10 protein-coding genes are annotated in these 11440 nt (G+C 62.4%); 1 reads left to right on the top strand and 9 read right to left on the bottom strand.

Annotated elements, in window-relative coordinates:
* Positions 1-6 precede the first annotated feature (6 nt).
* The 5 genes from JAO73_RS16820 to JAO73_RS16840 form a co-directional block, all read right to left on the bottom strand.
* On the bottom strand, positions 7-300 hold the full coding sequence (locus tag JAO73_RS16820) for a cell division protein ZapA (protein ID WP_190922794.1): 294 nt from the start codon (positions 298-300) through the stop codon (positions 7-9).
* A 40-nt stretch (positions 301-340) separates the two neighbouring features.
* Positions 341-637: a hypothetical protein gene (locus JAO73_RS16825; protein ID WP_190922795.1), complete on the bottom strand. Its 297-nt coding sequence runs from the start codon at positions 635-637 to the stop codon at positions 341-343.
* Between the two features lie 266 nt (positions 638-903).
* Positions 904-2466 carry a hypothetical protein gene (locus tag JAO73_RS16830; RefSeq protein WP_198978314.1) on the bottom strand — a complete coding sequence of 521 codons (1563 nt, stop codon included), beginning with the start codon at positions 2464-2466 and terminating at the stop codon, positions 904-906.
* A 196-nt stretch (positions 2467-2662) separates the two neighbouring features.
* On the bottom strand, positions 2663-5104 hold the full coding sequence (gene pheT, locus JAO73_RS16835) for a phenylalanine--tRNA ligase subunit beta (RefSeq protein WP_198978315.1): 2442 nt from the start codon (positions 5102-5104) through the stop codon (positions 2663-2665).
* A gap of 133 nt (positions 5105-5237) precedes the next feature.
* Positions 5238-5849 (bottom strand): DUF1684 domain-containing protein, encoded by a 612-nt coding sequence (locus tag JAO73_RS16840; protein ID WP_198978316.1) that lies wholly within the window; start codon positions 5847-5849, stop codon positions 5238-5240.
* 87 nt (positions 5850-5936) lie between these two features.
* Between JAO73_RS16840 and JAO73_RS16845 the strand changes: the two genes are divergently transcribed.
* A complete protein-coding gene (locus JAO73_RS16845; RefSeq protein ID WP_198978317.1) occupies positions 5937-8390 on the top strand; it encodes a M1 family metallopeptidase in 2454 nt (817 codons plus the stop codon).
* Between the two features lie 94 nt (positions 8391-8484).
* Here the strand turns inward: JAO73_RS16845 and JAO73_RS16850 are convergent, their stop codons facing one another.
* The 4 genes from JAO73_RS16850 to radC form a co-directional block, all read right to left on the bottom strand.
* Positions 8485-9261 carry an MBL fold metallo-hydrolase gene (locus tag JAO73_RS16850; RefSeq protein WP_198978318.1) on the bottom strand — a complete coding sequence of 259 codons (777 nt, stop codon included), beginning with the start codon at positions 9259-9261 and terminating at the stop codon, positions 8485-8487.
* A gap of 216 nt (positions 9262-9477) precedes the next feature.
* Positions 9478-9906 (bottom strand): DUF4279 domain-containing protein, encoded by a 429-nt coding sequence (locus JAO73_RS16855; RefSeq protein WP_198978319.1) that lies wholly within the window; start codon positions 9904-9906, stop codon positions 9478-9480.
* 73 nt (positions 9907-9979) lie between these two features.
* Positions 9980-10633, bottom strand: coding sequence for a hypothetical protein (locus JAO73_RS16860; protein ID WP_198978320.1), 654 nt, complete (start codon positions 10631-10633; stop codon positions 9980-9982).
* A gap of 16 nt (positions 10634-10649) precedes the next feature.
* Positions 10650-11384 (bottom strand): RadC family protein, encoded by a 735-nt coding sequence (gene radC / locus JAO73_RS16865; RefSeq protein ID WP_198978321.1) that lies wholly within the window; start codon positions 11382-11384, stop codon positions 10650-10652.
* Positions 11385-11440 lie beyond the last annotated feature (56 nt).

Here is an 11440-nt window from a genome sequence, read left to right on the forward strand (position 1 = left end):
CTACGCTTAGCCCGCCAGCACCACGCCTGATAGCAGCTCGTCGAAACGAGCGAGCCGTTCGGTCAGCGCCGCGTCGGTGCCATCCTTTTCCTTGCTCACTTTCAATTGGTCGGCCATGGTGGCCAGGGCGACCATGGCCAGCAAGTCCTGCTTGTCCTGAATGCCGTAGCCTTCCCGAAATTCGCGCAGCTTGTCGCCCAGCAGCCGTCCGGCTAGGCGCAGCCGTTCCTCGTCCTGCACGTCAACGCGCATGGGATAGTCCCGGTCAGCAATACGAATTTTGATGGCTAGCTCGCTCATACAGCGATGATTAGGGCTCAGGGTGAGGGGTTAAGTCGGGTTAGTCTCTCAAATAGGCAAGACACTTGTCCAGTTCGCGGATGTATTCGTTGAGGCGCAGTTTAAGTTCGTTGGCGTGGGTGGGTTCCCCAGCTATGGTGTGTACAAGTTTAACAATATTTTCCTGGTTTTGTCGCTCCTTCAGCTGCCGGTCCTTCTCGCGCACGTCGGCGCGTAGCTGCTGAATGGTGGTGTTGGCGTCGGCCAGCTCCTCGCGCAGTTCCTGATAGGCAGCCACTAAGGTGGTAATCTGCCGCTCCAGGCGGTCGAGTTGCGCAAGTTGTTGGGAGGAGGCCACGGTCGGGATTAATTTTTGGGTGAAGATAAAGCGGCGGGCCGAAAGCTACGCTTTACCCGGCACTTGCTCGCAGCTTGTGCCTCAGAGAGGTTTGCCTTTGAGAGCAGAGCAGGCGCAACGGTCCACCAGTCGCAAAAGCAGAACGTCATGCGGGGCTTGCCGAAGCGTCTCTCCCGCGCAAGTAATTGATTTACTCTCGCGGTAGAGACGCTTCGGCAAGCCCCGCATGACGTTCAGTCGAACGGCAAGCCACGCTTCGGCCGCGGCTACTTCAGCGAATCCGGTGGCGCAGAGGCCATGTCGGCAATCGACCACAGGAAATCAGTCCGCAGGCGGCCTTTGAATTTGGGGCTGCCCATGTCCACATAAGTATCGCCGAGGTAGCCCAGCGGGAGCATCTTTTTGGACGTGATGGCCGCAAACGGCGTGAAGCTGGCCTGAGCGTGGCAGCTCATGCAGTTGGTGCGCACGCCCACGTCATTGACGACCACCAAGCCGTTGGTGACCACCCGGGAGGGCTCCCGCAGGTGGCCGCTGTTGCTGAACGTGCCCGGCCCGAAACCGGCTTCCAGGTAGGGGTTGAACACGTAGATGGACTGGCCCACGCTTTGGCCGCCGGCAAAGGGCTGCACCGGGTCAATCATCTGGTAGGAGATGGCCATGGCGTAGTGGCGCGGCGCGCCCACGAGCTGGGCCGGGCGCTGGGCCACCACGCCGGGGTTGCTGGGCAGCGGGGCGCGGTCGGGGTTGGGGGCCCACCACATGGTTTGCCAGGTCCAGCGCTTGATTTCTTTGGTGGTGATGTGCATGGCCACCAGAATGGCGTAGTCGCCGGCGTAGGCCACGGGCGGCGTGCCGGGGTCGAGCTCGGCGTTCATGGCCGCGGCTTCGGCGGCCGTGAGCTTGAAGTGCACGAAATCGCGCAGGTTGTAGGTGGTGGCCGGGGTGGCGGGGGCGCAGCCCGGGCTTACTTGTCCCTGGCCCTTGCCGCGGTTGGCGGTGTCGACGTACACGCAACTCGACCATTTTTCCTGGCCGAAGGGAATGCGGGCGCTGGTGGTGCCGGTCCACACCTTCATCTGGTACAGGCCGCGGCCGCGCTTGCCACCGGGCACCACCTCATACACGGGCTTGATGGCGATGGCTTCGCGGGGCAGCTGCGGAATGTCGCCCCGGCCCTTGTCTATCAGGCCCTGCAGCGTGGAGGCCCAAAACAGCTTGTTCTGTACGATGAAGGAGGCCGCCACCGGGTCGTAGCTCACCGATTCGAACACGTCTTCCTGCGAGTCGGCGGTCATGGCGTGGGCACTGGCCACTTTGGCCCGGGCCTTCAGCCCCTGGCGGAAGTCCGGGTCGCGGAATAGCTGCCGGGGGCGATTTAGCCGGCGCCGCGGCGTGGGCCGCTGCAGCAGCATGGCCCGCAGGTTGGCTTTGGGGGCGGCTTGCTGGGCGGCGTCCACCTCTTCTTTGGTGGGCCAAGTTTCATACACGCGCAGGGTGTCGCCGTTGAGCCGCTGCGGCGTCGGCGAGGACAGGGCCGTCCAGATGCCCCAGCCGTGCTGGCTGATTTTAGCTGCGTCGCGGTTCTGAATCCAGCCGTTGATGACGGTGCTGTCTTCCGGGAATTTAAAGCCGGGAATGCCGGGATTGGGCAACGTTACGGCTTGCACGTTGGGGCCGGGCCGGGCGGCCATCTTAGCGCCGGTGGTATCTGTAGCGTCGGCGGCCGGGGCGCTGGTTGTGGTTTCCGTTTTGGAGTTGTTGGACGAGCAGCCGGCCAGCCACAAGCAGGCGCCAAGCAAGGTTGGTAGAAGGTATTGCTTTTTCATGGCAGTGAGCGAAAAGGTGAGCGGATGGATTGGCCAAAGCTCCGCCTTATTTCCTCACTATGGTCAGGTATAAATACTTGATTTATAAAGCACGTATAAACCCGTGCGCACTGTATCCGGCAACGTTGTAACAAACGACAGAGCGCCGCCGCGGAAACTTCCGCGACGGCGCCCCTTGGGTAAATTTAATAGGCCCTTACTTCCGAATCAGCGCCCCGGCCTGCTTCTCAAACTGCTGAATGAGCTTCTGCATTACCTGGTCGATGGCCTGCTCGCTGAGCGTCTGGCCGTAGTCCTGCAGCGTGAAGCTCACCGAGTAGGACTTCTTGCCCGCGCCCAGGTTTTCGCCGGCGTACACGTCGAACACGTTGATGCTTTGCAGCAGCTTCTTCTCGGTTTTGCGGGCAATCTGCTGGAGCTGGTCGAAGGTCACCGACGCATCCACCACCAAGCTCAGGTCGCGGCGCACCTCGGGGAACTTGGGCAGCTCGCGGGCCGTGAGGGTGGGCTTGTATTTCTTGCTCAGGGCGTCCCAGTCCAGCTCGGCGTACCACACTGGCTGGCTCACGTCCATTTTCTTGAGCACCGAAGCCGACACCGCGCCGAGCTGGGCTAGCGGCTGGTTGTGTACCAGCAGCGTGAGGCCGCCGGCCAGGTAGGCGTGCTGCACCGGCTGCGAGGCCGCCCCGCCAAAGCCCAGCGCCGCCAGCACCTGCTGCACCGCGCCCGCCAAGTCGTGAAACGCCGCTTTATCCGACTTGTGCTGCCAAGTTTCGGCCGTAACATTACCCGTCAGATAAAGCACCAGCTTGTTCTTTTCCTGGTACTTGCCGTTCTCATTCTGCGCGTACACTTTGCCGAATTCGTACAGCTTCAGGTCGCGTTGGCGACGGTTGATGTTGTGCCGAATGATTTCGAGGCCTGAGTGCAGCAGCGTTGGCCGCATCACGTTCAGGTCGATGCTGTTGTAGTTCAGAATGCGCACCAGTGACGCCTCCGGCTCGCCGTCCTTCTCGAAGTACTGCGAGTTGGTGAGCGAGTTGGTCAGAATCTCCGAAAAGCCCTGGCCACTGAGCAGCGAGGCAATTTTCACGCGCGTCACTTCCGGGTCGGGGTTCGGGAACTTGGCTAGGAACGAGGCCGAGTTGTTCGGGCGCAAAGCCACGTTGTTGTAGCCGTAGATGCGCAGAATTTCCTCAATCACGTCGGCCTCGCGGGTCACGTCCACCTTGTGCGGCGGCACCGTGAGCAGCCAGGTGGCCTGGTCGCCTTTTTCGAGGTTTTCCTCGGTGATGTCGATGTCAATGTCGAGGTCAGTCAGAATCTGACGGATGCGTTCGGGCGCGATGTACTGGCCCACCAGCCGCTCCACGCGGGGCAAACGCAGGTGCACGGTGGCCGGCGGCACGGGCGCCGGGTACTCGTCTACCACCGGCGCGGCGACGGTGGCGCCGGCCACTTCCTGCAGCAGCAGCGCCGCCCGCTGCAACGCCACGGGCACCATGTTGGGGTCGGTGCCGCGCTCGAAGCGGAACGAGGCGTCGGTTTTCAGCTGGTGCGTCTGGGAGGAGCGGCGCACGGCGGCGGGGCCGAAGTAAGCGCTTTCCAGAAACACGCGGGTAGTGGCTTCGCTCACGCCCGAGGTCTTGCCGCCGAACACGCCGGCCAGCGCCATCGGGGTGCCGTGGGCGTCGGCAATCACCAAATCCTCGGCTTTCAGGCTGCGTTCCACGCCGTCTAGGGTCACGAATTTCTCGCCCGCTTCGGCGCGCTTCACCCGGATGCGGTTGCCCGTAATCTGGTCGGCGTCGAAGGCGTGCAGGGGCTGGCCCAGCTCGTGCAGCACGAAGTTGGTCACGTCCACCACGTTGTTGATGGGGCTCAGGCCGATGCTGCGCAGGCGGCGTTGCAGCCACTCCGGCGAGGGGCCGACCTGCACGTTTTCGAGCAGCAAACCGGCGTAGCGCGGGGCCGCTTCCACGTCTTCAATCGTTACGTCGACGTTGGCCGCCGCCGACTCCGGCGCCGCGAAGGCGCTCACATCGGGCAGGTGGCAGGGCTGGCCCAGCAGGGCGCGCAGCTCGCGGGCCACGCCGTAGTGCGAAGCCGCATCGGCGCGGTTGGGCGTGAGGCCGATTTCGTACACCGTGTCGGAGCCCAGGCCGAAATACTCGGCGGCGGGCGTGCCGTTGGGCAGGTCGGTGTCGAGCACCATAATGCCGGCGTGCGAGGTGCCCAGGCCGATTTCGTCTTCGGCGCAAATCATGCCCTCGGAGGCTGCGCCGCGGATTTTACTTTTCTTGATTTTGAAGGGCTCGCCCTGCGCAGGGTGCAGCTCGGCGCCTTCGAGGGCCACCACCACGCGCTGGCCAGCGGCCACATTGGGGGCGCCGCACACGATTTGGCGCACGGTGCCGTCGCCCACGTCCACGGTGGTCAGGCTGAGCTTGTCGGCGTCGGGGTGGCGCTCGCAGGTGAGCACCGTGCCCAGCACCACGCCGCGCAGGCCGCCGGGGATGCTTTCCAGCTCCTCCATGCTTTCCACTTCCAGGCCCGAGCCGGTGAGCAGGGCGCCAATCTCGGCGGCGGGTTTATCGGTCGGAATGAGGGTTTTAAGCCAGTCGAGGGAGATGCGCATGATGAGTTGTCCGTTGCTAGTTGTCAGTTGTCAGGCCGCTGACGACGTGGCAAAGGTACGGCGCACCGTGAAGCTCCGTAAACGTGAATCGGTTGCGCGGGCAAGGCTGGGCTGCGCTACTCGGGTGCCGTTGTTACTCGTGAAACGACTTCTCGCCGGCCGCAATGGGCACGCCCAGCCGGTTTTCGGCGGGCGGCACGGGGCAGCTGTAGTCGTTGTTGTAGGCGCAGTAGGGGTTGTAGGCCTGGTTGAAATCTAGTGTGATTTCGTTGGCGTCGGGCTCGGGAAGGGCGGCGTCGAGGTAGCGGCCGCCGCCGTAGGTTTCGCGGCCGTTGGTGGCGTCAGTGAAGGGAATGAAGAGGGTAGAATCATTGCCGTCGGCTTTCAGGTACAGCGCCAGCTGCTGAGCCTGGGTGCCAATGCGGAATTTGGCCTGGCCCCAACGCAGGTATTTTTCTGCGCGGTTGTCGCTCATTTGCAGCAGCGTGGTGTCGGGCGTGGCGTTGCGCGAAACGGTGGCTTCGACTACCAGGGACAAATCGGCGGGGTAGTATTTGAGGCTATCGAACTGCGCCTTTTGGGCTTCCGAGAGAGGCGATTGGGCCGACTCGCGAAACGAGCGGTTTTTCTCGCCGCGGGATTTGCGCACTTGCGCCGCGTATGCGCTGGCGTCGGGCCGGCTGCCGTTTATCGAATATAAGATGATGCCGATGATAGCGACCGCCAAGGCTATTTTTTTAATCATGTTTCTTCTTTTTGAGCAGGCAGCCAACTGCCGGGGCTGCGGCGGCATCAGGTAGCCGCGCTACCTTCGGCGCTCCTTTTCTGCCTCATGCAACAACTTCGGTTTATACTCTTCCTGCTGGCCGCGGCGCCAGCCCTCGCCCAACAGTCCGCACCTTACCGCCCGGCGGCCCGGCAAATAAACAACCTGGTGCACACCCGGCTCAACGTTGAGTTTGATTATGAAAAACGCCACCTGATTGGCCGGGAGTGGGTCACCCTTAAACCCTACGCCGCGGCCACCGATTCCCTGCGGCTCGACGCCAAGGGCATGGACATCAACACCGTGGCCTTGGTGCGCGGCGACGCGCAGTCCACGCTGAAGTACGAGTACAACCAACGGCAGCTGTTGATTCATCTCAAACAGCCGGTGCCAGCCGGCGAGGCCTACACGGTTTACATTGAATACACGGCCAAGCCCGACGAATTGAACGTGAAGGGCGGGCGCGCCATCGAAGGTGCCAAAGGCCTCTACTTCATCAACCCGGACAGCGCCGTGGCTGGCAAGCCCGTGCAAATCTGGACGCAGGGCGAGCCGGATTCCAATTCCGCCTGGTTCCCGACCATCGACGAACCTAACCAGAAAACCACCCAGGAAATCTCGATGACCGTGCCCGCCAAGTACGTCACGCTCAGCAACGGCCAGCTGGTGAAGCAGGTGGCCACCGCCCCGGGGCTGCGCACCGACACCTGGAAAATGGACGAGCCCCACGCGCCCTACCTGTTCATGATGGCCGTAGGCGACTTCCGCATCACGAAGGATACGTGGCGCGGCAAGGAGGTCAATTATTATCTGGAATCGCAATACGCCGCCCAGGCCCGGGCCATTTTCGGCAAGACGCCGCGCATGCTGGAGTTTTTCTCGCAGCGGCTGGGCGTCGACTTTCCTTGGAACAAGTACCACCAGGTGGTGTGCCGCGATTTCGTGGCCGGGGCCATGGAAAACACCACCGCTTCGCTGTTTGGCGAGCACGCCCAGGGCTCGGCCCGCGACCTGTTGGACTGGCAGTACGCCGGCGTGGAGCGCGAAATCGCCCACGAGTTGTTCCACCAGTGGTTTGGCGACTATGTCACGGCCGAAAGCTGGGGCCAGCTCACCGTGAACGAGAGCTTTGCCAACTTCAGCGAAATCATCTGGGCCGAGCACGAATACGGTCCCGATGCCGCCGCCCAGCAAGCCGACATCAGCCTGCGCACCTACTTCCGCGACCCCGCCAATTTCCTGCTGCCGGTGGTGCGCTCGCGCTACGCCGAGAAGGACGACATGTTCGACGGCGTCGTCTACCAGAAGGGCGGCAACATCCTGAACATGCTGCGCGCCTACCTGGGCGAGGAAGTGTTTTTTCAGGGCCTGAAGCGCTATTTAACCCAAAACGCCTTCGGCACCGGCGAGGCCCACAAGCTGCGCCTGGCGCTGGAAGAAGTGTCGGGCAAAGACCTGAACTGGTTTTTCAACCAGTGGTATTACGGCGCTGGCCACCCCGTCGTCACCATCGACTACGCCTGGGACGCCGCCCGGAAAGTGCAGTCCGTGACCGTGAAGCAGACCCAGGCGGGCCAGTCGTTTCAGCTGCCGTTCACCATCGACTACTACGTGGGCGGCAAGGTGCAGCACCAGTCGGTGATGATGACCGAGGCCACCCAAACCTTCACCATGACCCTTGCGGCCAAGCCCGACCTGGTGAACGTGGACGCCCAAAAGGTGCTGGTGTGGCAGAAGGAAGACCACAAGCCATTGGCTGAGTTTGCTTACCAGCAGCGCCACGCCGCCCGCTACCTCGACCGCCGCGAAGCCCTGCGCGCCGCCCAAAGCAAACCCGCCGACCCGCAGGCCCAGAAAATCCTCCTCGCCGGCCTGGGCGACAAAACGCCTGCTCTCCGCGAGATGGCCGTGCAGGTGCTCGACCTCAAAAACGCACCCCTGCGCAAAGCCGCCACGCCCATGCTGGAAAAAATGGCTGCCACCGATGCCGCGCCGCAAGCCCAGGCAGCCGCCCTGGCGGCGCTGGGTTCGCTCAAGCAGAAAAACTACGCGCCGCTGTTCGGCAAGGCCCTGGGCAGCCCGTCGTACCGGGTGCAGGCTGCGGCGCTGGAAGCCTTGCTGCCCCTGAACCCGGCGCAGGCGCTGGCCCGGGCCAAGGCTTTTGAAGCCGATAGCAAGGACCCGCTCACGGGGGCCATCGTGCTGGTGTACGGGCAGGCGGGCAGCGTATCGCAGTGGCCCTGGATGCGCGCCAAATACGACGCGGCCGACCCCAACGGCCGTTTCCAGATGCTGCAGGGCTTCGGTGAGATGCTGGGCCGCATCGATGACCCGACGGCGCTGGCCGAAGGCATCACGCGCATCCGCGACCTGACCGTGCAGTACAAGCGCTACGTGGACTACCAGCGCGTGGAGGGCTTGCTGCGGGAGGTGCAGCAGCAGCAAAGCAAGCGGGCCAATGCGGTAGCGGCGGCTGGGCTGGTCGACCAGGCCGTGGCGGCCATCGAGGCGGCGAAGTAGCGGCAGACGCGTGCCAGCGGAAAACCGTTAAAAAGCAAAAACGTCCTGCTGAGTAGCTGGCTCGGCAGGACGTTTTTGCATTAGCGGCGGGGTGTTACTGGGCCGTGGGGTACCAGTTGCGCAGGCGCACGTCGATTTTTTTGTCGGCGGCGTTCACCTGCTTCTTAAAGCTGGCTACGTCGCTCAGGCCGTTCTGGCCGCGGTAGTGGTAGGGGTACACAATGGCGGGCTTGAAGGCCAGCACGCCCTGGGCGGCCTGGTTCACGTCCATGGTGTAGGGCAGGTTCATGCACACAAAGGCCACGTCGATGTTCTTGAGGGCGCGCATTTCGGGGATGTCTTCGGTGTCGCCGGACAGGTACACGTTTTTGCCGCCCAGCCCCAGCACGTAGCCATTGCCGCGGCCTTTGGTGTGGGGCGCGTCGGCCGCTTCGGGCAGGTTATACATCGGGATGGCCGCCACGCTCATGCCCAGCGTGTCGAGTTTCTGGCCGTTGCGCAGCACGCGCACCTGCTTTTTGTACTCGGCCGGCAGCTTTTCGGCCACCGCCGGGGGCACCACCATCAGGGCTTTGCCCAGGGAGAGGCCGGCCAGCGTTTTGGGGTCGAGGTGGTCGGGGTGAATGTCGGTGATGAGGATGACGTCAGGAGCGGCCAGGCCTGCGTAGCCTGCGGCCCCGCCGTAGGGGTCCACGTAAATGGTTTTGCCGCCCCAGGTCAGCACCACGCTGCCGTGCGTGATGGGCTGCACCGTGAGGGGGCCTTTCTTGGTGGCAATCTGGTCGGCGGCGGCGCGCGGCGCGGAGGCGGCCGTCTGGGCCTGCGCGGTGAAGGCTGCCAGCGTGGCCGCCAGAAGGATGGTAAGTTTCATCGGTCTTTTGTGAATTGAGTGAGAAGTGTGGTCAAATTTTGCCGGTCGCCGTGCCTTTTGGGAGGAACTGCTGCCGAAAAAGTGTGACCATAACCCGATTGCCCCGCACAAGTTCAGACGAAGGAAGGCACTGCCCTCCCGGAGGGTTTTTATTACAATGGCCCGCCGTGGGAAAAATTGAGGTGGCTGAAGAGAATCGGGGTTTGGAAATGGAGCTCACGCCTGTGCTTCTCCATCGGACATGCAATAGAGGTCCAAGTCAAAGCTGAGGTTGAATTCGCTGGCCAGAGCGTGGTAGCGGGTGTTTAGATGGACTGAGGGCGTGCTTTCGCCATTTTCGGCGTATATCCACAAGGCGCAGGAAAGCTCGGGCGTGCAGCGGTGGCAAAAGCTCTTTACGGCGTCGCGGTGGGCCTCTAGCAGGTCAAGCACGGCGGTGCATTGGTCTTCAAAGGAAACCGATTTGTCGGCGCTGGCTTCCCACACCCAGCCGTTGTAGGGCCACACGCGCGTGCCTTTGGGTCCCCGCGGCTCCCCTTGGCGCATCACCTTGGTGGGTGCAACGCCAAGCATTTCGGTGATGGCCTCGGGGGCCAGACCCTCAATTTCCCAGAAGCACAAGCGCACGTCGATTTCGTTTTTCATAAAAAGGCCCTGCACAGGGTAGGGGAATCGACAGGTTTACAAAAACCGTTCGGGTAGTGAAAGGTGTGAGTAATTAGAAGGAAGTGCCCCGGTATGGTTTTATGGTAAAGACCGGCGTGCGATGCTGCTTCACCACCGCTCGTACAAGCTCTTGGTCAGTACTCAGGAAGTCCACGTTCAAATGAGCCGATATTTTGATGACTACTGGCCTTTTGCCATGGGAAACGTCCACATCACTGTACAGGGCCCCTGCTCGGCCGAACACGCCAGTGGGGTAGGATAGGAATTCCCGGGCATAGCGGAAAAGCTCCGGCTTTGTCAATTGCAAGGCGCCTTTGAAGGTGTTGGGCACGCGGTGCTGGGCAAACAGGGTGCGTAGCGCGGGCAACGTGGGTTCGTCGTTCGGCCACCAGCTATAGTCCTTGATATCGTGGGTGACTATCCAGCACGAGCCGTCATCAAACTGTGCGACCAACTGCTTAAAAAACGTCTCGTAATGGTCCAGAAATTTTGGCAGCCCAAAGTCTATTCCTTGCGAAATGTTGTGCGCTTCGCTGGCCAATTGAAAAGACGCCCCGTACCAAGGAGTATGCGAGTCTGCGTCGCTGTGCCGGTAGCGGAGGTAGCGGTTTTGGTTGTAGGGAAGCAGCGCGCGAACGTGTTGTTGGAAAATGGCCGGCGCACGGCGCTGTTTTACAAGGCGAAGGGTTTTTCTGACTGGTGTCATAATTTTTGCCCTGCTACTACAAAATCCCCTCATCCGCGAAGCTGTAGTACCCCTGCTCGGCAAAGATGAGGTGGTCCAGAATGGGCAAATCCAGAAAATTGCCGGCTTCTTTCAGCTTCTTGGTGAGCTGAATGTCGGCGCCGCTGGGGTTGCGGTTGCCGCTGGGGTGGTTGTGCACCAGAATGATGCTGCTGGCCAGTTGCTCCAGGGCTTCCTTGAAAATCATCTTGGGGTCGGCCACGGTGCCGGCCACGCCGCCGCGGCTGATGGCGGTTTTGCGCATCACCACGTTGGCCCGGTTCAGCAGGATGACCCAGAACTCCTCGTGCGGCAGGTCGAGCAGGTGGGGGCGCATGAGGTTGTAGATGTCGCGCGAGCAGGTGATGGTGTTGCGCGGCGCAGCGTCAGCCTCCTTGCGGCGGCGGCCCAGCTCCAGGGCGGCCACCACCGTGATGGCCTTGGCCTCGCCGATGCCGGGGTGGCGGCACAGTTGCTTCACGCTTTCGCGGGCCAGGGCGTTGAGGTCGTGGCCCACGCCCTGCAGCATGAGCTTGCCCACATCCACGGCCGTGAGCTTGGTGGTGCCCGAGCCGATGAGGATGGCCAGCAGCTCGGCGTCGGAAAGGGCGGCGCGGCCCTTGCTCAGCAGCTTTTCGCGGGGGCGGTCGTCCTCGGCCCAGCTCTTGATGCCCGAGGCAGTGGGGGTGGGGTAAGAGGGGGCGGCAGAAGGCAGAGGGTCAAGCGGTTCCATGCAGCGCGGAGGTGGCAGAAGGTAAAATGTCCGTTAAATGTAAAGCAAAAGCCTGC

Source organism: Hymenobacter miniatus (assembly GCF_016427455.1).
Lineage (GTDB): Bacteria > Bacteroidota > Bacteroidia > Cytophagales > Hymenobacteraceae > Hymenobacter > Hymenobacter armeniacus.